Genomic DNA, 22,729 nt, shown 5'->3' with positions numbered 1-22,729 from the left:
AGATGGCGGGGTGAGACTTCGCAGGCTCAAGCAGCGACTGCCGTCGGCGTCTCGGCGCTCCTGGCGCTCCTGGCATTGGCCCGCGCTGCCCGGGCGATGCTCTCTGCGAACAACGGCGTTTCACGGCTGTTGTGATCGCCGGAGGCCAGCTGTCGGTCGTGCGATGCCTGCTCGAAGCTCACGCCGTGGCTCGCAATGAAGGTCAGGAACTCTTCCGTCGGGTGCGACACCACCGAGTTCGTGTACTCGGTGCGCCCGTCGCTCAAGCCCTTGGCGCTGAGTTCCCAGATGACTTGCACCCGCCTGGCGAGCATTGCAGTTGCAATCCGTTCGCTGGCGGCATCGGCTGTCACGGCGGTCTCTTACCGGGCAGCAGCAGGATCTTGCCGACGCTCTGGCCCGATTCCATGCGCCGATGCGCCTGGGCCGCATCGGCGAGCGCATAGCTGCTGTCGATCACAGGCCGGATCGCGCCGGCCGCCAGGGCGTCGAGCCATCGCTGCGCGAAGCGTTGGACCATCGCCTGCTTGACCTCGGGAGGCCGCGACTTCATCACCGTGCCGAAGATCTGCAGGTGGCGGTAGAGCAGCAAGTCCATGGGCAGCGCGGCGCCTTCCGCGCCCCCGAGCAAGCCCACGACCACCAGGCGCCCGCCCACCGCCAGCGAACGCAGGTTGCGCTCCAGGTAGGGAGCGCCGATGAAGTCGATCACGACGTCGACGCCCTTGCCATCCGTCTTGGCGGCCACCACGGCCTGGAAGTCGTCGCTGCGGTAGTCGATGACCTCATCCGCCCCGAAGCCCTGGACGGCATCGCGCTTGTCGCCGCCTGCGGTCGCGAACACGCGCGCGCCGGCAGCGTGCGCGAGTTGCACCGCGGCGGAGCCCACGCCGCCGGCCGCCGCATGGACCAGCACCGACTCGCCGGCTTGCAGGCGGCCCAGATGAAACAGCGCTTCGTGCGCGGTCACGAAAACCTCGGCCACCGCGCCGGCATCGACCAGGTCGAGGCCCGGCGGGACATGCATGGCCATGCGGTGATCGATGCGCGAGAGTTCGGCATAGGCGCCTCCGCCGACGATGCCCATGACGCGGTCGCCCACGCGGAATCCCTGCACCTGCGCCCCCACCTCCACCACCGTCCCGGCAAGCTCCAGGCCCATGGTGTCCGCGTCGCCGAAGAAGGCGCGGCCGTAGGCACCCTTGCGATGCGAAAGGTCGGCGCGGTTGACCCCGATGGAGGCGTTGCGCACCAGCAGGTCATGGGGTCGGACTTCCGGGGCCGCGACCTCGCGGATCACGAGCACTTCGGGCCCGCCGAAGTCGTCGAAGACGATGGCTTTCATGGCTTGTTTCTCTTTCATTCCATGCGATCCAGATCCTGTTGCCGCGCATGAGGAACGTGGCCGCTCACCGCCCCGGTTGCCGGGTTGAATACCCCCGAGCTGTCCCGGCCTTGCATGCTTGAATCGATGAAGTCAAGGCATCGTATGGGGGCAACCTCGAGCGGACAATCCCTCGCTCTCGCGAAACATCTTTGCAAGGAGCGCAAATATGAACCAGGCTCGAACCATGGAGAACCTGGAGGTTTTCATCGACACGGTGGAGGCGTCGCTGGTCACGCTCTCCTCTTCATGAGCGGCAAGGCCTCACGGCCGCGCGCGCTCGGGGTCCGTCAGCCGATGTAGACCGGTGGCCGGCGGATCTCCACTACGCCGCGGTCCGTCTGCACGCCCATCGCGTAGAGCCCCGAGGAGCCGCCGTTGTAGCGAATCTCGAACGGAAAATCAGAGGGCGAAGCGACGTCGCCGAGCCAGCCCTTGAGATCCGAATGGGTTCCGCCGATCTCGATCCACGCCAGACCCTGCCCCTGCACTTCGCCGGAGCCCGGCACCACCGGGAGGCTCGCGACGTGCGTGCCGCCGCCCGGCTTGAAGTAGAGGTTGGGCTTGCCGATCGGCCAGGCCACGGTCGCGCTCGGCGCCTGCAGCGCGAAGCCGCGCGCGCCGTTCATCATCTGGCGGCCGGCCTCGTGTCCGGTGGTGTTGGGATCGATCGTCGTGCCGTGGTGCGCCGCGAAAGCCTCCAGCTCTTCCAGCGTGTCGGAGCGCAGGCACCAGCCGAGGAAGCAGTCGCCTTCGCGCGTCTGGCGCTCCATGAAGACGGTCAGCGGTTCGCCGTGGGCGAGGGGTCGGCGGTCGATCACGCTCTCGACCTCGATGTAGATGTCGGGCGCGAGCGGCACCACGCGATGGCCGATGCCGTAGAGCGGAAAGAAGCCGCCGTCGTAGTTGCCGAGGCCGGTCTCCTTGCTGAGCCGGAAAGTCGACTCGTAGACGTTCGGGGCTGCCATGCAGACATGGTCGAAATGGATCACTGGGGTTCCTTCGTGTGGGTGTGTGGATGAAGTTGCGAGCTCAGCGCGTCGCGGGCTCGTAGCGGCCCGCTGGTGCAGCCGATGGCCTGATGAGGGCCTGGCGCCGCATGCGCCGACCGGCGAGGTAGACGAAGACGGCGCCGAGCAGCGCGGCGAGCGCGAGGAACAACAGCCCCGCGTCATAGGAGCCCGTGCGGTCCTTGAGCAGCCCGATGAAATACGGGCTGAACATCGAGCCGACGATGCCGAAGCAGTTGACATAGGCGAACACCACGGCGGCGGTCTTGCCCCTGACGCCGACACCGGTGAGCTGCCAGATGCAGATCGGCCCGCTGACCAGCCCCGCGGTCAACAGCGACAGCCCGGCGATCGACGCGTAGAGGTTGGGCACGCTGACCAGGATGCCGATGCCCGCGGCGGCGGTCACGAAGGCGGCGATGGCATGCCACACGCGCTCGCCCGTGCGGTCCGAATGAGCGACCCAGAACCAGTAGATCACCATGCCGAACACGCTCGGTATCGCCGCCAGCAGCCCGACCTGGACCGTCGACAGTGCGACGCCGAAGAGGCGGCCGAACTCCTGCACGATCTGCGGCGTGAAGATCAGGCTCGCATAGAAGCCCATCTGCGCCGTTGCATAGGCGAGCGACAGCAGGATCAGGTGCGGCTGCAGCAAAGTGGTGCGCAGCGGCGGCTCGCCGACGGACGCAGGGGCGTCGCCGCTGTCGCGCGCGGCGATCACCTGGCGCTTCTCCTCGTCGGTCAGCCAGTCGGCCCCCTCGGGCTTCGAGGTCAGGAAGCGGATCGAGTAAAAGCCCAGCAGTACCGGCAGCAGGCCTTCGACGAACAGCATGATCCGCCAGCCCGAGAAGCCAAACAGGCCATCGGCGTACTGGACGATCGCGGCCGACATCGGCGTGCCCACGATGACCGCCCAGGGCAGCACGGCGATCACCAGCATGCGCCCGCGCAGGCCGGGCGGAAACCACAGCGCCAGGCAGTAGATCAGGCCCGGAAACAAGCCAGCTTCGGCGACGCCCAGCAGCATGCGCACGGCGATCAGCTGCCAGCCGTTCTGCACGAAGGCCGTGCAAGCGGAGATCAGGCCCCAGGTCACCATGATCCGCGTGAGCCAGACGCGCGCGCCGACCCGGTGCAGGATGATGTTGCTCGGGATCTCCATCGCCAGGTAGCCGATGAAGAACAGGCCGGCAGCCAGTCCGAACACTTGCTGGCTGATGCCCAGCTCGGCATTCATGCGCAGCGCCGCGGTGCCGATGTTGATGCGGTCGAGGTACGCCATGGTGTACATCAGCATCAGGATCGGGATGATCCGCCGGATCACTTTGCGCTGTACGGACGCGGGAAGGGTTTGAGTCATGTCGGACGCCCAGGAGGAGCTTCGGAGGTTGACGGGCGAGGCCCGCGGTCGGTGTCCGCCGGGCGGGAAGCGCCGCAGCGTTGATCGAATGATCGTTAACGAGAAGATGACTGAAAAGGACAATCTTTCTCATGATCTCGGACATCCAGGGTCCGAACTATTTAGACTCCGGCCTTCGCACCCGAGCACGACCCCATGAACCTGATCGACCTCCGGACGCTGAAGCACTTCGTCTGCGTGGCAGAGAACGAGAGCATCTCGAGGGCGGCACAGCTGCTGCACATCTCGGCCTCGCCGCTGAGCCGCACCATCCTCAACCTCGAGGAAAGAATCGGCTTCGCGCTGTTCGATCGCGTCGGCAGGAGCCTGCGGCTCAACAACGCCGGACGCGAACTGCTGCTCAACGCGCGCCAACTCCTGCTCGGCAACGAGCGCCTGATGCTCGACCTGCAGCGCCGGGCCGGCGGCACCGGCGGCACGGTGGTCATCGGCCACATGCCGGGCGCGCTCTACAACGGCATCATCCCGGACACCGCCCAGCGCGTGCAGGCCGCGCACCCCGCGATCCGCTTCCAGTTCGAGGGCGCGCCGGAGAGCGAGCAACTGGAGGAACTGCGCCGGGGACGAATCGATTTCGCGGTGCAGACGCAGGAGCTCACCGATCCCGCGCTGGCTTCGGCGGTCTACAGTTCGGAGCGCTACGTGCTGCTGATGCCACGCGCGCATCCGCTGGTCGCGGCGCCGGAGATCTCGGCGCGCCAGCTGGTCGATGCCGAGTGGGTGGTGACGCCCGAGCGCAGCGGCCCGTCGCTGCGCGCGAAGTTCATGCTGGCCTGCCACCGCCTGGGTTTCGAGCCGCGCGTGGCTTGCGTCGCGGGCGACATCATCTCGGCGCTGGCCCTGGTCGCGAGCGGCTTCGGCTTGTGCGCGGCGCAAGAGAGCCTGGTGCAGTTCTCGGGCGAGAACATCGTGGTGCGCGATCTTCCGCTGCTGGAGATGCGCACCGACTACCGCATCGTCTGGCGCCCCGACGCACTCGGTCCGGCGGCGCTGCGCTTTCTGGATGCGCTGCTGGAGCGGGCCGACTGAAATTCAGGTCGATTTGCGGTCGGCCAGCAGCACCTTCGGCGCCCCGTGCAGGAAGGCTTCGACCCTCATATCGATCAATCGATCAATATTGCGTGGCGCCGCGAGGTCGTAGACCCACTTGCGAACGCCGATGTAGAACACGCTGGAGTGCATGGCCCAGATGAGTTCGACCTCTTCGTCCTCGGCCTCGGCGTTCTCGGGATCGGGAATGTCGTAGGCAAAGCGCAGCTCGCGCGCGATCATCAGGAAGTGCCGCTCGCGCAGGCGGGCCAGGTAGCGCTGGTTCACGCCGGCCCGGCTGAGGCCGGCATACATGAAGATGCGCACCCATTCGCCGCGCAGCACGAAGTGCGCGTAGTCCTTGAGGTAGCGCTTGAGGCGGCTTTCGAGCGAGTGCGTGCGGTCGGCGAGCCACTCCTCCCACTCGGGGTTCCAGCGGCGCACGAAGACTTCGTCGTAGACGCGGTCGACCAGCGCCTCCTTGGTCGGGAAATACCGGTACAGCAGGGGCTGCGAGACGCCCAGGCGCTGGGCCAGGTCGCGTGTACTGCCCTCAAAGCCATGCCTGGCAAAGAAGCTGATGGCCGACTGGACGATCTCGTGCTCGCGGTCTTCGGGCGCGAGGCGGCGGCGCCGCTGCTTGCCGCCGGCGGCGCCTTCTTCGGGAGTCTCGTCAGCCTTGGCGGTGCGTGGGTTCATCGATGGTGTCCGTGGAATGAGTCGAGCCGATCGTTTGATTATTAGCGCGCCGGGCCTTCGACACCAGTCAGCCCGGGTAAACCCCGATGCCCCTCTGCCGAACGCCGCTTGATCTCTGAATCTGCTCGAACTATTATTGATCGTCCGATCACTTAACATCCAACCCTCACGAAGAACGGAGACAGCATGACGATCGATCGCAGGAGTTTCATGGCAGCCGCCGCCACCGCCGGCGCCGCCCTGGCGGCCCCTTCGCTGGTGCGCGGCCAGGGCACGACCGAGCCGCTGCGCCTGGGCTTGCTCACCGCCAAGACCGGGCCCTTCGCTTCCGGTGGCCTCGACATGGAGCGCGGGCTGCAGAGCTACCTGGCGGCCAACGACCAGCGGCTGGGCGGCCGCAAGGTCGAGCTGATCGTGGCCGACACCGGCGGCGTGCCGTCGACCGCCCGCAGCAAGACCCAGGAACTGGTCGAGCGCGAACGTGCCCAGGTGCTCATGGGCCCGCTGGCCGCCTTCGAGGCGCTGGCCACCGACGACTACATGCGGGCCCGCAAGATTCCGGTGTTTCCGGTGGCCGCGGCCGAAGACATGACCCAGCGCAAGGCCAACCCCTGGCTGTTCCGCGCCAGCTCGACCTCGGCCCAATGCGCCCATCCGCTGGCCGACTACTGCGCCAGGAAGCTGAAGTACAAGCGCATGGTGCTGGTGGCCGACGACATCGCCTACGGCCACGAGATGACGGCCGGCTTCCAGCGCGTCTTCGAAGAGGCCGGGGGCAAGGTGGTGCAGAAGCTGTTCCCGCCGCTCACGTCGCCCGACTACGGCAGCTTCCTGGCCCAGCTCAACCGCGACGCCGACGCGGTGTTCCTCGGCTTCGCGGGCTCCAACGGCTTTCGCTTCATCCGGCAGTTCAACGAGTACGGCCTGCGCGGCAAGCTGGCCCTGGTCGGCGGCATGACGGCGCTCGACGAAGCGGTGCTGCGCAACATGGGCGACGAGGCGCTGGGCATCGTCACGGTGAACTGGTACTCCGCCGAGCTCGCGAACCCCGTCAACGCGAAATTCGCCGGCGCCTTCCGCAAGGCGCACGGCTACGACCCGGGCTTCTACGCCGCCTGCACCCATGTCAGCGCATCGGTGCTCGACGCCGCGCTGGAGCCCCTGAAGGGCCAGGCCTTCGATCGCGAGTCGCTGCGCGCATCGCTGCAGAAGACCAACGCCCTGACCGCGCGCGGCCCGGTCAAGTTCGACACCTGGGGCAACGTGGTCGGCAACGTCTACGTGCGCACGGTCGAGCGCAAGGACGGCCGGCTGGTCAACAGCATCATCGAGACCTACCCGGACGTGAGCCAGTTCTGGACCTACGACCCGAAGAAGTTCCTGGCCGAGCCGGTCTATTCGCGCGACTGGCCGCCCGCCAGGAACCTGGCCGCCTGACGCCCCTACCGGAGCTTCACGGCCCGCAGCCGCCTCGGCGCGGCGGGCCCTGACGTCAAGAACATGCAATTCTGGTTGACTCAGACACTCAACAGCCTGGCCCTCGGCGGCCTGCTGCTGCTGCTCTCATCGGGCTTCGCGCTCATCTTCGGGCTGATGCGCATCGCCAACCTCACGCACGGCGCCCTCTTCATGATCGGGGCCTACGTGGCCGCGAGCGCGGCGCGGGCCGGCTGGGGCTTCGCGATCGCCGTGGTGCTGGCCGGGCTCGCCACCGCCCTCATCGGCGGGCTGTTCGAGCGCCTCGTGCTGCGCCGGCTGTCGGGCAACGCGCAGGCCCAAGTGCTGGCCACGCTCGGCCTGTCCTTCATCGCCGCCGACCTCTGCCTGGTGCTGTGGGGCGGCGATCCGATCCCGGTCTCGCCGCCGGCTTTCCTGAGTGGCCCTGCATCGCTGTTCGGCTTCAGCTTTCCGAGCTACCGGCTGGCCGTGATCGCGGTGGCGCTGGTGGCCGCCGTCGTGCTGTACCTGCTGCTGGAGCGCACCCGCCTGGGCGCCCGCATTCGCGCCGGCGTCGACGACATGCCGATGGCGCGTGCGGTCGGCATCCGGGCCTCGGCCCTCTTCACCAGCGTGTTCTGCCTGGGCGCGATGCTGGCCGGACTCGGCGGTGCGTTCGGCGGACCGATGCTCTCGGCCTATCCGGGGCTGGACGCCGACATGCTGCCGCTGGCGCTGATCGTGGTGATCCTCGGCGGCGTCGGCAGCCTGATGGGCACTTTCATCGCCAGCTTCATCATCGGCTTCGTCTATACCTTCGGCACCGCGCTGGTCCCCGACCTCGCCTACGTGATCCTGTTCCTGCCGATGATCCTGGTGCTGGCCTTCCGGCCCACCGGCCTGCTCGGAGGTGCCCGCGCATGAAGCCGACGATCCGTGGCCTGCTGCTGCTCGCGGCCCTGGCCCTGCTGCCGGCGGTGTCCGGCGAGTACTACGTCAACCTGGGCAGCCAGATGCTGATCGCCGTGATCTTCGCCTCCAGCCTGAACCTGCTGGTCGGCTACGCCGGCCTGACCTCGCTGGGCCACGCGGCCTACCTGGGCCTGTCAGCCTACATCGCCGCCTGGCTGGCGCTGCGGCTCGGCCTCGGCCACGCGATGGCGGCGCCGCTCACGCTGCTGGCCACCACGGCCATTGGCGGCGTCTTCGGCTGGATCGCGCTGCGGGCCTCCGGACTCAGCTTCCTGATGCTGACCCTCGCGCTGTCGCAGGTGGTGTGGGGCCTCGCCTACCGCTGGACCTCGGTCACCAACGGCGACAACGGCCTGTCGGGCCTCACGCGGCCGGCTCCCTTCGGCATCGACATGGAGAACAGCAACGCCTACTACTGGTTCGTGCTGTCGATCACGGCGGTGGTGCTGCTGGTCGTCGGGCGGCTCGTGAACTCGCCCTTCGGCGCCTCGCTGCGCGGCACCCGCGACCAGGCGCGGCGCATGAGCTCGCTCGGCTACAACGTCTGGGCGATCCGCTGGTGTGCCTTCGTGGGCGCGAGCTTCGTCGGCGCGGTGGCGGGCCTGCTCTACGTCTACTTCCACAAGTACGTGCATCCGAGCGTGCTGTCGGTCACCGCATCGGCCGAGGTGCTGCTCAGCGTGATCGCGGGCGGTGCCGGCACGCTGGCCGGGCCGGCCGTCGGCGCCGTGCTGGTTGTGCTGCTGAAGAACTATGCGTCGGGCTACATCGAACGATGGAACATGCTGCTGGGCGCGGTGTTCGTCTTCATCGTGCTGGTGATGCCGCACGGCATCGTGCCGGGCGTCCGCACCTTGGTGGCGCGCTGGAAGGGAGGCCGCGCATGACCGCCGCTCTCGAGATCAAGGGACTGCGCAAGTCCTTCGGCGGCATCGCCGTCACGCAGGACGTCTCGCTCACGATGCAGCCCGGCGAGCGGCGTCTTGTCATCGGACCGAACGGCGCCGGCAAGACCACGCTGTTCGGCCTGATCGGTGGCGAGATCCGCCCGGACAGCGGGTCGATCCGAATCTTCGGTGAAGACGTCACGAAGCTGCCGGTGCGCGCCCGCGCACGCAGCGGACTCGCGCGCACCTACCAGATCATCACGCTGTTCCCGAAGGACACGCTGGCGCACAACGTGGTGCTGGGGCTGCTGGCGCTGCTGCCGCTGCGGCTCGATGCGCGCACCGACCTGGCGCGGCACGCGGCGCTGCACGATCGCGCGGTGCAGCTGCTCGACGGCGTCGGGTTGGCCGGCAAGGCGCTGCACCGCGTGTGCGACGTGTCCTATGGCGAACAGCGACGGGTCGAGCTGGCATTGGGCCTGGCGCAGCAGCCGCGCCTGCTGCTGCTCGACGAACCGCTCGCGGGCCTGTCGCAGGACGAGCGCGTGGTGGTGCAGCGGCTGATCGCCCAGGTGCCGCGCGAGACGGCGATCCTGATGATCGAACACGACATGGACGTGGCGCTCGAATTCGCCGAACAGATCACGGTGCTGCACTATGGGCAGGTGATCGTCGAAGGCGACCGGCGCACCGTCGTCAACCACCCGAGAACGAGGGAGATCTACCTTGGCCACTGATGCATTGAGCGTGAGCGAACTCGACGTCTGCTACGGGCAGAGCCAGGTCGTGCACCGGCTGTCGATGAACCTGCAAGAGGGTCGCGTGCTGGCGCTGCTGGGACGCAACGGCGCCGGCAAGAGCACCTCGCTCAACACCTTCGCGGGCCTGCACCAGGCACGGGCCGGCAGCATCCGCCTCGCGGGCCGCCCGGTGGAACGCTTGTCGCCCGAAGGCATCGCCCGCGCCGGCATGCGGCTGGTGCCCCAGGGCCGGCGCATCTTCCCGAGCCTGACGGTGCTGGAGAACTTGCAGGTGGCCGAACAGGCGGCGCGGGCGAATGACGACGGCAAGCACGCCTGGAACCTCGAGCGCGTCTACGCCACCTTCGGCCGCCTCAAGGAGCGCATGCGCCAGCGTGCCGGCACCCTTTCCGGCGGCGAGCAGCAGATGCTCGCGATCGGCCGCGCGCTGATGGGCAACCCGCGCGTGCTGCTGCTCGACGAGCCGTCGGAAGGGCTCGCGCCGCTGATCGTCGCGGAGGTGGCGCAGGCCATCAAGATGCTCAAGGCCGACCGGCTCTCGATCGTGCTGGTCGAGCAGAACTTCAACCTGGCGCTCGAGGTGGCGGACGACGTGGTCGTGCTCAACACCGGCCACGTCGTGCATGCCGGCAGCGCCGACGCCGTGCGCGCCGAACCCGAACTCGCGACCCGCCATCTCGGCGTGTTCTAGCCCGGACTTTTCCAACACACATCGAACGGAACTCACGTGCTCTACACCTGCTCCCCCCACTGCACCGACCCGACCCACCACCACGCCGCAGCGCCGACGGGCCGCGCGCGCTCGGCCGCCCTTTCGATGCCGAGCGCGGCCAGCGCGTCGGCACCGGTGCGCGGCGACCGCCCGCCGGTCGTCGACGTCCACTGCCACTACCTGAACCCGGAGGTCGCCAAGGCGGCGAGCGACCTCGACGTCGGTCGCCACGACCCGAGCGTGATCCATGCGAACGCACTCACGCGCGAGACCAACGTCGCGCAGATGCGGGAGCGTGCGCCGAAGCTGACCGGCGTCGACCAGCGCCTCGACGATATGGACCGCATGGGCATCGACATCCAGGCGATCAGCCCGGCGCCTTTCCAGTTCTTCTATTTCACGCCGCCGGAGCGCGGGGCAGTCCTGGCCCGCCAGGTGAACGAAGGCATCGCGGCGCTGGTGGCGGCCACGCCGCGGCGCTTCGTCGGCCTCGGCTCGGTGCCGCTGCAGAATGCCGAGCTCGCGATCCAGGAGCTCGACCACGCGATCGGCACGCTCGGCCTGCGCGGCATCGAGATCAACACCAACGTCAACGGGCTCGACCTGACCGATGCCAGACTCGGGCTGGAACCCTTCTTCGCCCGCGCCGACGCGCTCGGTGCGGTGATCTTCCTGCATCCGGTCGGCTTCTCGGAAGGTTCCCGGCTGACCGACCACTACTTCAACAACGTGATCGGCAACCCGTTGGACACGACCGTGGCCGTCAGCCACCTGATCTTCGACGGCGTCGTGGCGCGCCATCCGAACATCAGGTTCATCGCGGCGCATGGCGGCGGCTACGTGGCGCATTACTGGGCGCGCATGGACCACGCCTGGCGCGCGCGCAAGGATTGCCGCACGGTGATCGATCGCGCGCCGTCGAGCTATCTCAAGACCTTCTATGTCGATACGATGGTGTTCGACCCCGAGATGCTGCGCCATCTGGTCGATCTCTTCGGTGCCGACCGGGTGCTGCTCGGCACCGACTATCCCTACGACATGGGCGAGGAGCGGCCCCGGGAACTGATCGCCTCGGTGCGCGGCCTGTCGAGCGACGAGGTGGCGCAGATCGAAGGGCTCAACGCCCTGAAGCTGCTCGACATCGCGCCGATGCGCTGACCCGCCAGGAGCCATGACCATGTCCGTCACGTCACCCGCAGCACCCGAATCCCACCTGTTCAGCGCACTCGCGATGGGCGGGATGCACTTCCCCAACCGCATCGTCGTCTCGCCCATGTGCCAGTACTCGGCGCGCGACGGCGTCGCCAACGACTGGCACCTGCAGCACCTCATGCAGCTCGCGATGTCGGGCGCCGGCCTGGTCATGGTCGAAGCCACCGCCGTCGACGCCCGCGGGCGCATCACGCACGGCTGCCTGGGCCTCTACAGCGACGCCGCGGAGGCCGCGCTGTCGCGCGTGCTGCAGGCCGCACGCGCGGTGGCCGCGCCAAGCACGCGCTTCGGCATCCAGCTCGGCCATGCGGGCCGCAAGGGCTCGGCCCAGGTGCCCTGGGAAGGCGGCGGGCCGCTGAAGGCCGGCGGCGACGGCGGCGCGCCGTGGCGCTGCGCGGCGCCGAGCGCCCTGCCCTTCGCGCCCGACTGGCACACGCCCGAGGCGCTCGACGAAGCCGGCATCGAAGGGCTGGTCGAGGCCTACGTCGACGCCGCGCGGCGCGCCGTGCGCCTGGGCTTCGATGTCATCGAGCTGCACTGCGCGCACGGCTACCTGCTGCACCAGTTCCAGTCGCCGCTATCGAACCGGCGCGACGACGCCTGGGGCGGCGACGCGGCCGGGCGCGACCGGCTGCCGCTGCACATCGCCCGGCGCCTGCACGAGCAGGTGCCCGGCAGCCGGGTGCTCGGTGCCCGCATCACCGGAACCGACTGGGCCGAAGGCGGCCTCGGGGTCGACGACGCGGTGCGCCTGGCCCAGGGCCTCAAGGACATCGGCTTCGGCTACGTCTGCGTGAGCAGCGGCTTCGTGGTGCGCGGCGAGCGCATTCCGTTCGGCCCCGGCTTCCAGGTCGGGCTGGCCGCGCAAGTGCGGCGCCGCAGCGGGATCGCCACCCGCGCCGTCGGCGGCATCAGCGAGCCGGCGCAGGCGGCCGCGATCGTGGCCTCGGGCCAGGCCGATCAGGTCGCCCTGGCGCGCCCCTTCCTGGCCGACCCGCGCTGGGTCTGGCGAGCAGCGGAGACGCTGGGCATCACGCCTTACTACCCCCCGCCGTACCGTCGCGCCGCCGGCCTCCGCAAGCCCGCCATGGCAGCGGACGCCTGAGCGCGCGGCCCCATTTCGAGTGCCCATGACTTCCACTTTCGAACTCAAGGTCAACGGCCGCGCGCACCGAGTGCAGGCCGACGAGAACGACCTGCTGCTCTATGTCCTGCGCAACGACCTCGACTGCAAGGGCGTGCGCTTCGGCTGCGGCGCCGGCCATTGCGGCGCCTGCACCGTCTGGATGGACGGCCGCGCGGTCCAGTCCTGCGACATGCCTCTGTGGGGCACCGCCGGCCGCGAGCTCACCACGGTCGAGCAACTGGCGAGCGACCCGGTCGGCACGGTCGTGCTCGACGCCTTCGTCTCGCTGCAGGCCGCGCAGTGCGGCTACTGCATCAACGGCATCCTGATGTCGGTGACCGCCCTGCTGCGTCGCACCACCACGCCGACCGAGGCCGAGCTGCAAGAGACGATGCACCGGCACCTGTGCCGCTGCGGCGCGCATGCGCGCATCCTGAAGGCGATCGAGGCCGCCGCGGCCCGGTTGCCCGCGGAAGGACAGCCATGAGTTCCACGCTCTCCACGCCGCCCGCCATCCAGGCCCATCCGCGGCTCGGCCAGTGGCTGCGCATCGGACCCGGGCGCCAGCTCACCGTGTTCACCGGCAAGGTCGAACTGGGCCAGGGGATCGAGACGGCCCTGGTGCAGATCGCCTGCGATGGCCTCGGCCTGATGCCGGCGCAGTTGGTGCTGGTGGCCGGCCACACCGACCGCTCGCCCGACGAGGGCTACACCGCAGGCAGCCTCTCGGTGCAGTACGGCGGCGCGGCGCTGCGCTGGGCCTGCGCGCACGCATGGTCGGTGTTCGTTGCGCTGGCCGCGCGCCGGCTGGATGTCTCGCCGTCGGACCTGCAAGTCGATGCCGGTTGCTTCAGCGACGCCGGCGGCACGCGCGGCACCGACTACTGGGAGCTCGCCGCCGAGATCGATCTCGACGTCGCCATCGTCTCGGCCCCCGCCAGCATCCGTCACGCGCCCGAGCCCTACGTGGGGCGATCGCTGCCGCGCGTGGATCTCCGGGCCAAGCTCACCGGCGCCGGCTATCTGCAGGACCTGGTCATTCCCGGCATGCAGCACGTGCGGATGCTGCGCGGGCGGCATCCCTCGCAGCGGCTGGCGGCGGTGCCCCTCGCCGAACTGCGGGCGCTGCCGGGTGTGTCGCAGGTGGTGCAGAGCGGCCGCTTCCTGGCCCTCGTGGGCCCGCACGAAGGCGCACTGGTGCGCGCACTGCCCAAGGCCCGCAAGCTGCTCGACTTCGATGCCATGCCCGATCCCCATGCGGGTCAGGACACCGTCACGCTGCTGCAGGGCCTGCCCGCCAGCACGCGCCGCGTGCACGAGGGCGGCACGCCCGGCACGGGGCTGCAGGCCTACAGCGCCACCTACTCCCGCCCCTACCTGGCGCACGCGTCCATCGGCCCGGCCTGCGCGCTGGCCGATCCGCGCGGCGGACAGCTGCGCGTCTGGTCCCATACGCAGGGCGTCTATCCGCTGCGCGACCAGATCGCCGCGGCGCTGGGACGCGAGGCCGCGACGGTAGAGGTCATCCATGCGCCAGGCGCAGGGTGCTACGGCCACAACGGCGCCGACGATGCCGCCTTCGATGCCGCCTTCGCCGCCACCCGCATCGGGCAGCCGGTGCGCGTGCAGTGGATGCGCGAGGACGAGATGTCGATGTCACCGTTCGGTTCGGCCAGCGTGGTGCAGCTCACGGCCGGCCTCGACGACGCCGGCCGCATCGGCGGCTGGGCCATGTCCCTGTGGAGCCACACCCACATGAACCGGCCCGGCTGGGGCGACGGCATCAACCTGCTCGGCGCCTGGGAGGTCGATCCGCCGCTGCCGCGGCCAACGCCGCGCGACCTGCCGCTGCCGATGGGCGGCGGCGACCGCAACGCGATCGCGCTGTACGACCTGCCCCACCAGCAGGTCGACTACCACTTCATCCCCGACTCGCCGGTGCGCGTGTCGGCGCTGCGCTCGCTCGGCTCCTACGCCAACCTGTATGCGATCGAAAGCTTCATGGACGAGCTGGCGCAGTGGGCCGGCTGCGACCCGGTCGAATTCCGCCTGCGCCACCTCGGCGACCCCCGTGCGCGTGCGGTGCTGGAGGCGGCCGCCGAGATGGCCGGCTGGCGCCGGCGCGGCGAAAGCGGCAGCGGCAGCGGCCTGGGCATCGCCGTCGGCCGCTACAAGAACCAGGCCGCGTACTGCGCCGTCGCCATGCAGGTCAGCGTCGAGGAGAAGGTCCGGGTCGAGAAGGCCTGGGCCGTGGTCGATGCCGGCGTGGTGGTCAATCCCGATGGCCTGGTGAACCAGATCGAGGGCGGCCTGCTGCAGTCGCTCAGCTGGACACTGAAGGAAAGCGTGACCTGGGACCGCAGCGGCATCACGTCCGGGGACTGGGAGCACTACCCGATCCTGGGCTTCGACGAGATCCCCGAGATCGCCGTGCGCGTGATCGAACGGCCGGGCGAGCCCAGCCTGGGCGCCGGCGAGGCCGCCGCGGGCCCGGCCGCCGCGGCGGTCGCCAATGCGGTCGCGCATGCGCTCGACCTGCGCGCCCGGCAGTTGCCGCTGTCCGCCGAGCGGCTGGCGCACCTGATCACCGCCGGTTGAGCGACCGCCTTCCCAATCCCCGATTCGAATCCCCTGTTCAAGGACTCACTCATGGCCATCCAGACCCTTGCCCACTATTCGGTGCGCACCACCCGGCTCGAGGCTTCGCGCCACTTCTATGTCGACGTGCTCGGCTTCCGCGAAGGCTTCCGGCCGCCATTCGACTTCCCCGGCCTCTGGCTCTACAAGGGCGACGACGAAGCCCAGTTCGGCGTCGTGCACATCATCGGCATCGATCCCGACGCGCCGCAGGGCCTGATCGAGTACCTCGGCGACAAGAGCGAGGCGTCGCTGCACGGCAGCGCCGCGATCGACCACCTCGCCTTCCTGGCGACCGACCTGCCCGACATGCGCCGACGGCTCCAGCAGGCCGGCCTGGGTTTTCGCGAACGCACGGTGCCAAGCATCGGTCTGCACCAACTGTTCGTCGAAGACCCGTCCGGCGTCACCATCGAGCTGAACTACCCGGCCGAAGAAGCCCGGGAACACGGAGCTCACGCATGAACGCGCCGCAAACCGTGAAGGCCGCGCGCAAGGCGCTGGTCATCGGCGGCTCCCTGGGCGGCCTGTTCGCTGCCAACCTGCTGCTGCGCGCCGGCTGGGACGTCCATGTCCACGAGCGCGTGGCCGACGAACTGGAAGGCCGCGGCGCCGGCGTCGTGACGCATCCCGAGCTGATGGAGGTGCTGAGCGCCGCGGGCGTCGACGTGACCGACGGCATCGGCGTCGAGGTACGCGAGCGCATCACCTTGGCACGCGATGGCCAGGTCGAAGACTCGCGCCCACTGCCGCAGCTGCTCACCGCCTGGGGCCGCCTGTACCAGGTGCTGCGCCGCGCCTTCCCGTCGGAGCGCTATCACAACGGCCGGCAACTGGTCTCCTTCGAACAGGATGCGGCAGGCGTGCACGCGACCTTCGCGGATGGCGAGGTGGTGCATGCCGACCTGCTGGTGGCGGCCGATGGCCTGCGCTCCACGGTGCGCCAGATGCTGCAACCCGACACCCGGCCCCGCTATGCCGGCTACCTCGCATGGCGCGGCCTGGTCGAGGAAGCGAGCCTCTCGCCGCGCGTCCTGGCTGAACTCTTTCCGTACTTCGCATTCGGCCTGCCGCCGCGGGAACAGATGATCGCCTACCCGGTAGCGGGACAGGGCAACAGCGTGGAGCCGGGCAAGCGGCGCTACAACTTCGTCTGGTACCGGCCGGCCGACGAGAACACGACGCTGCGCGAGATGCTGACCGATGCGACCGGCAAGACCTGGCCCGACGGCATCCCGCCGCCGCTGATCCGGCCCGAGGTGCTGGCGGCCGCACGCCAGGCGGCGCAAGAGGTACTGGCGCCGCAGTTCGCGGAGGTGGTGCAGAAGACGCCGAACCTGTTCTTCCAGCCGATCTTCGATCTGGAAAGCTCGGCGCTGGCCTTCGGCCGGGTGGCGCTGCTGGGCGACGCGGCCTTCGTTGCCCGGCCGCATTGCGGGATGGGCGTCACCAAGGCCGGCAGCGACGCCGCGGCGCTGGTTCGTGCGCTCGCCGAAACGCCCGATGTGCCGTCCGCGCTGCAGGCTTACGAGGCCTCGCGTCTCGGCGCCGGCAGCTTCATCGTCAACCACGCACGCGCGCTGGGCGCCTACATGCAGGCGCAGATCAGCACGCCGGCCGAGCGCGAGATGGCCGAACGCTACCGGAGCACCGAGGCCGTGATGCGCGAAACCGCCGTTCCGCCCGTGGCGCACTGAGCTCGCTTTCTTCATGCACCCAGCCATGTCTTCATCGCCCTGCGTTCGCGTTCGCAACGCCCGACGACTCACAGCCCTGCTCGCTCTGGCCACCGCCTGCATCCTGGGCGCGCCGGCGGCGGCGCAGCCGGCCTGGCCCAGCCGTCCGATCACCGTCGTGATCGGCTATCCACCCGGCGGCAGCGTCGATGCCGTCGGCCGCGCCGTTGTCGAGACGCTCGGCAAGAAGCTCGGCGCGACCGTCGTCGTCGACAACGCCGGCGGCGCCGCGGGCGCCATCGGCGTGCAGAAGGTGGTCAACGCGGCGCCCGACGGCCACACGCTGATCTTCGGATCGAGCAGCGAATTCGTCGCCACTCGTTTCCTCAATCCGGCCCAGAAGTACGACGCCGCCAGGGACCTGACGCCGGTCGGCTACGTCGGCGCCATTCCCCTGGTACTGGTCGCATCGACGCAGAGCGGCGTGACCTCGCTGGCGCAGTTCGTGTCGGTCGCCCGCCAGAAGCCCGGCCAGTTGAGCTACGGAACCTCGGGCATCGGATCGATGCTGCATTTCTCGGGCGAGCTCGTGAAGAAGCAGGCTGGACTGTCGATCACCCACGTCCCCTACCGCGGCGCCGGCAACATCGGCAGCGACCTTGCGGGCGGCGCGATCGAGTTCGCATTCCTCGGGCCGGGCGCAGCCAAGCCCTTCATCGATGCCGGGCGCATCGTCCCGATCGCGGTGACCAGTGCCCAGCGCATCGCGCTGATGCCGGATGTGCCGGCGCTGGGCGAGCATCCGGCCCTCAAGGGCTACGACTTGGTGGCCTGGTACGCGCTGATGGCGCCGCGCGGGCTGGCACCCGATCCGCAGGCCAGGCTGCAGCGCGCGCTGCGCGAGACGCTGCAGGACGCAACGGTGCGACAGAAGCTCGAGCGCATCGGAGTGGTGGTCGGCCGCGGCGACGAGAACCTGCCCCAGCTGATGGCCAGGGACGCCGTGGAATACAAGCGCATCGTCGACTTCGCAGGCATGAGGGAGTAGCGCGCGGCATCGGTGCGTGCCCGGCATCTTGCATCTGTAAGACATCCGCCCGCCGCGTGAAATCGGCCGGAAACGCCAGCCACCGACAGTCGAGGCGTCGCACAAGTCGCGGCACGGGCATACCGACGCGCTGGGCGTGCGATCGGGCGACCGCATCTACCTGGATGCCGAGGACGAGGTGATCCACCGCGCCTGGATGCCGCAGACCCAGACCTCCCGGAACATCCTCTACGGTGCCATGCGAAGGGCGCTGCCGGCCAGCTGCGTCCATGCGGGTGAACGGCTGGTGAGCTTCAAGCAGTCGGGCGAGCGCGTGACGGTACTGTTCGCGAGCGGCCGGATGGAAAGAGGCGACCTGCTGATCTGCGCCGACGGCGCGGGCTCCACCGTGCGCAGCCAGCTGCTGCCCGGAACCAGCCCGGCCTATGCGGGCTCCGTCGCCTGACGCGGCCTGGCTCCGGAGGCGGCATTGGGCGGGGCTGCTGCCGCGAGGCTCGGCAGCGCCTTCGTGTTCCAGCAGGGGCGCGATCACTTGTTGCTCGAGTACCGCGCCCGCACACCGCAGGCAGCACGGCGAAGACGGCAGCCGACGCCCTGGCGCTCGCGAAGGCCCTGGCGCCGCGTCGGGGCGCCCTCGTCACCCGCCTGGCGGCAGGAATGCATCGGCGCTTGCGTCAGGCTGCACGGTGACCCAGGAGAGTTCCCATGACCCAGCACCCACCCGAATCGATTGATGGAGAAGCCGGGGACCTGCTCGAACAGGCCCGCCACGAAGCGCAGCTGCGCGTCGCCGAGGCGCACATCGAGGAAGGAACGGTCAAGTCCGAAGAGACGCTGAACTCGCCGCATCCGGACGATCACGACCAGGGCAGATCAAGTCAGCCCTCGTCGCCGCCACGTGCCGCAGGCCCCTACTCCGCGGCGATCCGATTGTCCTTGACCACCTTGGCCCAGGCCCGGGCGTCCTCGTCGAGGAAGCGCTGGAAGGCCTCCGGCGGCTCGCCCACCGGCGTCAGGCCATAGCCCTTCAGCTTGGCCCGGAAATCGGAGCCGGAGACGATGCGCTGGGACTGCGCCAGCAAGGCCGCCAGCACCTGCGGCGGCGTTCCCCTGGGCGCGAAGATGCCGTGCCACGAGTCCCCCACGAAGCCCGGGAACGCCTCGGCGATCGCCGGCACGTCGGGCAGGGCCTCGATGCGCTGCGGGCTCGTGACGCCCAGCGCGCGCACCTTGCCCGCCTTCACCTGCGGAATGGCGCCCGTGCTGGCGTCGAGTGCGATATCGACGCGCTGCGCGATCACGTCCGGCAGGAAGTAGTCCTTGTAGGGCACGTGCGTCATCGAGAGGCCGGCCTGGTTGAGCCACCGGGCCATCGCCACGTGGGTGCCCTGCCCGATGCCGGCGCTCGCATACGTCATCGCGTCGGGCCGGGCCTTGGCCTCGCGCACCAGGTCCTGCAGCGACCGGATCCTGGACTCGTTGGAGATGACCAGCACATAGGGGACGGACAGGATCCGCGTCACAGGCACGAAGTCCTCGGCCTTGTACGGCAGCTTCTTGTAGACGTAGGGGTTGATGGAGAAGGTGTTGTTCACGGTCCAGAGCAGCGTGTAGCCGTCGGCGGGCGCATTGGCCGCGGCCTGCGCCGCGATGATGGTGCTGGCGCCGGACCGGTTCTCCACCACCACCGGCTGGCCGGTGGCCCGCGCGAACTCGTCACCCCAAAGCCGCGCGATCACGTCGGGTGACGTGCCGGCGGGAAACGGGACGATGAGCTTCACGGGGCGCGAGGGGTACGGCGCCTGGGCGCGCGCGGCGCCCGTGGCGGCAGCCATCCACACGCCTGCCATGCCGATCGCGGTGCGTCGCGAGATCCTGGTCGATGTCATCTCTTGCCTCTTTGCTTGTCTCTGTTGCGAAATCGTGGAACGGTGCACGGCATTCAGGCCTTCAGGTCGAGCCGCCGCACCAGCGGCGGGAAGTCCGCCATGTCCTGTCGGATGGTGGCCTCGAGCGCCGTGGGCGCACCGCCGATCAGCTCCCAGCCGTTGACCTGCGCCCGCGCCTTCATCTGCGTGTCGGCGAGCGCCATGTCGAGCGCCTTGTTCAGGCGCGCGATCACCGGTGCCGGAGTCGGCCGCGGCACCGCCAGCCCGATCCAGAACGAAGGGTCGAAGCGCGGGAAGCCGGATTCGGCCAGCGTGGGCACCTCGGCCATGGAACTGAGGCGGCGCGATCCGGTCTGCGCCAGGGGCACCAGGGTGCCGCCCTTGAGGCCCGCCTGCGCCGAAGAGAAGTCCAGCAGCGCCAGCTGCACCTCGCCGCCCATCAGCCCGGTGATCAGCGGCCCCGATCCCTTGTACGGGACGTGGACCAGTTCGATGCCGGCCAGCGCCTTGAACTGCTCGATGGCGATGTGGTTGGTCGCGCCGATGCCGGCGCTGCCGTAGAACAGCTTGCCCGGCTGCGCCTTGGCCTGTGCGATGAACTCGTGCAGCGCGCCACGGCGACTTGGCCGGCGTCGCCAGGATGCCGACGGCGCGCAAGGCCAGGCCCACCGGCGCCAGGTCGCGGACCGGATCCACCTGCGCGCCCTGCTGCACCAGCGGCGCGACGATGTGATTCGAACGCGAGGTCACCAGCACCGTGTAGCCGTCGGGCGGCGCATTCGCGACCACCGCCGTGCCGATCAGGCCCGAGGCGCCTGGGCGATTGTCGATCACCAGCGGCTGGCCCAGCTCGGCGCGCATCGATTCGGCGAGGAAACGGGCGACGATGTCCGAGGAACCGCCGGGCGGATTGGGCACGATCAGCTTGATGGGACGCTGGGGGAAGGCGTCGGCCGCCCACGCGCTTCGGGTGGCGGCCAGGGGTCCGAGCGCCGCGAGGGCGGCGGCCACGAAGTTTCTGCGATTCGTCATGCGGTGGTTTCCGTGGGGGATGGCGTCGAAGCGGCCGTCGTCGAGCGCATTGCGGTGTGTCCCCCGAGAGTCTCGGCGACCCAGTCGGCGATCCAGGCGCCCGCGTTGGCCGAGTTGTCGAAGCTCGAGTGCTGCACGCCACCCTCGCGCTCCGTGAACACCTTCAGCTCGCGCGCGGGACTGTTGACGAGCTGGTCGTAGGTGCGTTGCGCCCAGTGCAGGGGAATCTGGGAATCCTTCTGGCCGTGCGTCACGAGGAAAGGCACGCGGATCCGCTCCACCACGCCATCGAGATGGACGCGCTCGGCGATGCGCAGGAACTCTTCCTGGTCTTTCGCACCCCAGACCCAGCGTACGTGTTCCCAATAATGAGGAATCGGCAAGCTGCCTTCGCGCGCGAGCCGCTGGCGCTGCACGTCGCGCCAGTCATGGTTGGCGCCCCACACCACGCCGCAGGTGAAGCGCGGCTCGAAGGCGACGGCGCGCGGGCAGAAATAGCCCCCGAGCGACACGCCCTCCAGGCCGATGCGGCGCGGGTCGATGTCCGCGCGCCGCTCGAGCCAGTCGACGACCGGCGCCGCCCAGCGCTCCGACTCGACCAGCGCCGTCAGGCCATGCAGGCGCAGGGCCTCGCCCGATCCCGGCTGGTCGATGACGAGCGAGGCGACCCCGCGCCGCGCCAGCCAGCGGGGCAGGCCGACGCGGTACTTCATCTCCTTGGTCGAGTCGAGCCCGTTGACCTGGACCAGCACCGGGGCGCGGCTGCCGGGCGGCAGGCCCTCGGCGCGCACGTAGAGGCCGGCGATGTGCGCCTCGCCATACGGAATCTCGACCCGCTCGCAGTTCTCGCCCGCGAGCCGCACGCCGCGTGCGAAGGTCTCCAGGAAGCGGCGGTAGAGCGCCGCGCGCCCTGGCGCACGGTGGGCCTGCAGCCGCTCCGCGGTGATCAGGTAGGTGGCGGCCCGTCCCAGCTTGTCGCCCGCCGAGATCAGGCGTCCCCTGGCCTCGTCCTCGCGCGCGAGCTCGGCGAGCCGGTCGGCCATGCGTTCCCAGCTCTCGCGGAAGGCGAGCGAGGCGGCTGCATCGGGTTGGCGGGCGGCCTCCTGCAGCGGCGCGCACATCACCTCGATCTCGCCGATGCGCGCGCCCAATCTCGATCGCCAGGTCGACCGAGAGATTCCAGACGTAGTGGGTGGGAAAGTACTTGAACATGTGTCTCCTGTTTTTGTGTCAGGCCCACGCCGGGCCGTCGGCGGCTGGGTCGCGGAAGCCAGGGTCGAGCGCGCGGCGCCGTCTTCGAGCGCGAGGTAGCGGCCGAAGACGGCCTCGACCGCCGCCTGTGGCGCGTAGCGCACGAGCCGCTCGCCCTCGACGCCATGGACCTGCGAGAGCGTTCGCACGACCTGCGCGATCGACAGCCGCAGCACCGGCAGCGGCCATGCGCGACCCCGGGCCTCACGGTCCTCCACCGCCATGGCCGCGGCGTGCACCAGGTTCTGCGCGCAGCGGCGGGCCGACATCCACCACGCCGTCGCATCGGGACCAGTGGCGCCACCGGGCACCGCGGCGAGGTGACAGCAGAGGTCCGGCGCGAGTGCCGCGATGCGCTGCCGAACCTCCGGGCCCGCGAGGTCGCCTTCGATCGCGAGCACGCCGCCCTGGTCCTGCTGCAGCCGGTGGTCCAGGCCGACCAGCGTCTCGATCGCACGGTCCCCGACCCTCCGTTCGGACTGCAGCAGCCCCACCAGCTGAGCACCGATGAAGCCCCCCGCGCCGGTCACGAGCACCTTCATCC

Annotated in this window: 19 protein-coding genes and 4 pseudogenes; 14 read left to right on the top strand and 9 right to left on the bottom strand. The window is 69.6% G+C overall.

The window, feature by feature from the left end; all coding sequences use genetic code 11:
* Positions 1-26 precede the first annotated feature (26 nt).
* The 4 genes from QZH52_RS15190 to QZH52_RS15175 all read right to left on the bottom strand — a co-directional run bounded on the left by QZH52_RS15190 (position 27) and on the right by QZH52_RS15175 (position 3,757).
* Positions 27-353: a hypothetical protein gene (locus QZH52_RS15190; protein WP_301810492.1), complete on the bottom strand. Its 327-nt coding sequence runs from the start codon at positions 351-353 to the stop codon at positions 27-29.
* Positions 350-1,345: an NAD(P)H-quinone oxidoreductase gene (locus QZH52_RS15185; RefSeq protein WP_301810491.1), complete on the bottom strand. Its 996-nt coding sequence runs from the start codon at positions 1,343-1,345 to the stop codon at positions 350-352. The genes QZH52_RS15190 and QZH52_RS15185 overlap by 4 nt, the downstream gene beginning before the upstream one ends.
* Before the next feature lie 329 nt (positions 1,346-1,674).
* A complete protein-coding gene (locus tag QZH52_RS15180; RefSeq protein ID WP_301810489.1) occupies positions 1,675-2,376 on the bottom strand; it encodes a VOC family protein in 702 nt (233 codons plus the stop codon).
* 40 nt (positions 2,377-2,416) lie between these two features.
* On the bottom strand, positions 2,417-3,757 hold the full coding sequence (locus tag QZH52_RS15175; RefSeq protein WP_301810485.1) for an MFS transporter: 1,341 nt from the start codon (positions 3,755-3,757) through the stop codon (positions 2,417-2,419).
* A gap of 195 nt (positions 3,758-3,952) precedes the next feature.
* Here QZH52_RS15175 and QZH52_RS15170 point away from each other — a divergent pair, with 195 nt between their 5' ends.
* Entirely contained in the window at positions 3,953-4,846 is an 894-nt protein-coding gene (locus QZH52_RS15170) for a LysR family transcriptional regulator (RefSeq protein WP_301810482.1), read from the top strand.
* Between the two features lie 3 nt (positions 4,847-4,849).
* Here QZH52_RS15170 and QZH52_RS15165 read toward each other — a convergent pair whose 3' ends face one another.
* A complete protein-coding gene (locus QZH52_RS15165; protein WP_301810478.1) occupies positions 4,850-5,545 on the bottom strand; it encodes a TetR/AcrR family transcriptional regulator in 696 nt (231 codons plus the stop codon).
* Positions 5,546-5,731: 186 nt separating this feature from the next.
* Here QZH52_RS15165 and QZH52_RS15160 point away from each other — a divergent pair, with 186 nt between their 5' ends.
* The 13 genes and pseudogenes from QZH52_RS15160 (at position 5,732) to QZH52_RS15100 (ending at position 18,458) form a co-directional block, all read left to right on the top strand.
* Entirely contained in the window at positions 5,732-6,982 is a 1,251-nt protein-coding gene (locus QZH52_RS15160; protein WP_301810476.1) for an ABC transporter substrate-binding protein, read from the top strand.
* 75 nt (positions 6,983-7,057) lie between these two features.
* Positions 7,058-7,906, top strand: coding sequence for a branched-chain amino acid ABC transporter permease (locus QZH52_RS15155; protein WP_301810474.1), 849 nt, complete (start codon positions 7,058-7,060; stop codon positions 7,904-7,906).
* On the top strand, positions 7,903-8,841 hold the full coding sequence (locus QZH52_RS15150) for a branched-chain amino acid ABC transporter permease (protein ID WP_301810473.1): 939 nt from the start codon (positions 7,903-7,905) through the stop codon (positions 8,839-8,841). Before QZH52_RS15155 ends, QZH52_RS15150 begins: the two co-directional genes overlap by 4 nt.
* Before the next feature lie 65 nt (positions 8,842-8,906).
* Positions 8,907-9,578: pseudogene (locus QZH52_RS15145) on the top strand (ABC transporter ATP-binding protein); the annotation flags it as partial.
* Positions 9,568-10,293: an ABC transporter ATP-binding protein gene (locus QZH52_RS15140; protein WP_301810467.1), complete on the top strand. Its 726-nt coding sequence runs from the start codon at positions 9,568-9,570 to the stop codon at positions 10,291-10,293. The pseudogene QZH52_RS15145 and the gene QZH52_RS15140, both read left to right, overlap by 11 nt.
* Positions 10,294-10,329: 36 nt before the next feature.
* A complete protein-coding gene (locus QZH52_RS15135; protein WP_301810464.1) occupies positions 10,330-11,472 on the top strand; it encodes an amidohydrolase family protein in 1,143 nt (380 codons plus the stop codon).
* Positions 11,473-11,491: 19 nt separating this feature from the next.
* Entirely contained in the window at positions 11,492-12,631 is a 1,140-nt protein-coding gene (locus QZH52_RS15130; protein WP_301810461.1) for an NADH:flavin oxidoreductase/NADH oxidase, read from the top strand.
* Positions 12,632-12,656: 25 nt separating this feature from the next.
* On the top strand, positions 12,657-13,139 hold the full coding sequence (locus tag QZH52_RS15125) for a (2Fe-2S)-binding protein (RefSeq protein WP_301810458.1): 483 nt from the start codon (positions 12,657-12,659) through the stop codon (positions 13,137-13,139).
* Positions 13,136-15,250, top strand: a complete 2,115-nt coding sequence (locus QZH52_RS15120) for a molybdopterin cofactor-binding domain-containing protein (RefSeq protein WP_301810456.1) — start codon at positions 13,136-13,138, stop codon at positions 15,248-15,250. The genes QZH52_RS15125 and QZH52_RS15120 overlap by 4 nt, the downstream gene beginning before the upstream one ends.
* A gap of 51 nt (positions 15,251-15,301) precedes the next feature.
* Complete coding sequence (locus QZH52_RS15115; protein WP_301810454.1) at positions 15,302-15,754, top strand: VOC family protein; 453 nt, start codon at positions 15,302-15,304, stop codon at positions 15,752-15,754.
* Positions 15,751-16,986, top strand: a complete 1,236-nt coding sequence (locus QZH52_RS15110) for an FAD binding domain-containing protein (protein ID WP_301810452.1) — start codon at positions 15,751-15,753, stop codon at positions 16,984-16,986. Before QZH52_RS15115 ends, QZH52_RS15110 begins: the two co-directional genes overlap by 4 nt.
* A 25-nt stretch (positions 16,987-17,011) precedes the next feature.
* The gene (locus tag QZH52_RS15105; RefSeq protein WP_301810449.1) at positions 17,012-18,013 is read left to right on the top strand and encodes a Bug family tripartite tricarboxylate transporter substrate binding protein; all 1,002 of its coding nucleotides are present in this window, start codon (positions 17,012-17,014) and stop codon (positions 18,011-18,013) included.
* 43 nt (positions 18,014-18,056) lie between these two features.
* Positions 18,057-18,458: an FAD-dependent monooxygenase gene (locus QZH52_RS15100; protein WP_366919300.1), complete on the top strand. Its 402-nt coding sequence runs from the start codon at positions 18,057-18,059 to the stop codon at positions 18,456-18,458.
* A 466-nt stretch (positions 18,459-18,924) separates the two neighbouring features.
* On the opposite strand, the gene QZH52_RS15095 is transcribed toward QZH52_RS15100, so the two are convergent.
* The 4 genes and pseudogenes from QZH52_RS15095 to QZH52_RS15080 form a co-directional block, all read right to left on the bottom strand.
* On the bottom strand, positions 18,925-19,902 hold the full coding sequence (locus tag QZH52_RS15095; RefSeq protein ID WP_301810446.1) for a Bug family tripartite tricarboxylate transporter substrate binding protein: 978 nt from the start codon (positions 19,900-19,902) through the stop codon (positions 18,925-18,927).
* 53 nt (positions 19,903-19,955) lie between these two features.
* Positions 19,956-20,763, bottom strand: a pseudogene (locus QZH52_RS15090) (Bug family tripartite tricarboxylate transporter substrate binding protein).
* 167 nt (positions 20,764-20,930) lie between these two features.
* A pseudogene (locus tag QZH52_RS15085) lies at positions 20,931-22,146 on the bottom strand (alpha/beta hydrolase family protein).
* A 275-nt stretch (positions 22,147-22,421) separates the two neighbouring features.
* Positions 22,422-22,727: pseudogene (locus QZH52_RS15080) on the bottom strand (NAD-dependent epimerase/dehydratase family protein); the annotation flags it as partial.
* Positions 22,728-22,729: the final 2 nt, after the last annotated feature.

It is taken from the genome of Variovorax ginsengisoli, assembly GCF_030486595.1.
GTDB classification, from domain to species: Bacteria; Pseudomonadota; Gammaproteobacteria; order Burkholderiales; family Burkholderiaceae_C; genus Variovorax; species Variovorax ginsengisoli_B.
The sequence above is the reverse complement of the archived record's forward strand: the minus strand, read 5'-3'. Positions and strand labels throughout refer to the sequence as shown.

Bases quoted from the DNA above. Each gene is read 5' to 3' on its own strand.
- QZH52_RS15185 (WP_301810491.1), bottom strand. From the start codon at position 1,345: ATGAAAGCCATCGTCTTCGACGACTTCGGCGGGCCCGAAGTGCTCGTG.
- QZH52_RS15175 (WP_301810485.1), bottom strand. From the start codon at position 3,757: ATGACTCAAACCCTTCCCGCGTCCGTACAGCGCAAAGTGATCCGGCGG.
- QZH52_RS15170 (WP_301810482.1), top strand. From the start codon at position 3,953: ATGAACCTGATCGACCTCCGGACGCTGAAGCACTTCGTCTGCGTGGCA.
- QZH52_RS15165 (WP_301810478.1), bottom strand. From the start codon at position 5,545: ATGAACCCACGCACCGCCAAGGCTGACGAGACTCCCGAAGAAGGCGCC.
- QZH52_RS15160 (WP_301810476.1), top strand. From the start codon at position 5,732: ATGACGATCGATCGCAGGAGTTTCATGGCAGCCGCCGCCACCGCCGGC.
- QZH52_RS15150 (WP_301810473.1), top strand. From the start codon at position 7,903: ATGAAGCCGACGATCCGTGGCCTGCTGCTGCTCGCGGCCCTGGCCCTG.
- QZH52_RS15130 (WP_301810461.1), top strand. From the start codon at position 11,492: ATGTCCGTCACGTCACCCGCAGCACCCGAATCCCACCTGTTCAGCGCA.
- QZH52_RS15125 (WP_301810458.1), top strand. From the start codon at position 12,657: ATGACTTCCACTTTCGAACTCAAGGTCAACGGCCGCGCGCACCGAGTG.
- QZH52_RS15120 (WP_301810456.1), top strand. From the start codon at position 13,136: ATGAGTTCCACGCTCTCCACGCCGCCCGCCATCCAGGCCCATCCGCGG.
- QZH52_RS15115 (WP_301810454.1), top strand. From the start codon at position 15,302: ATGGCCATCCAGACCCTTGCCCACTATTCGGTGCGCACCACCCGGCTC.
- QZH52_RS15110 (WP_301810452.1), top strand. From the start codon at position 15,751: ATGAACGCGCCGCAAACCGTGAAGGCCGCGCGCAAGGCGCTGGTCATC.
- QZH52_RS15105 (WP_301810449.1), top strand. From the start codon at position 17,012: ATGTCTTCATCGCCCTGCGTTCGCGTTCGCAACGCCCGACGACTCACA.
- QZH52_RS15095 (WP_301810446.1), bottom strand. From the start codon at position 19,902: ATGACATCGACCAGGATCTCGCGACGCACCGCGATCGGCATGGCAGGC.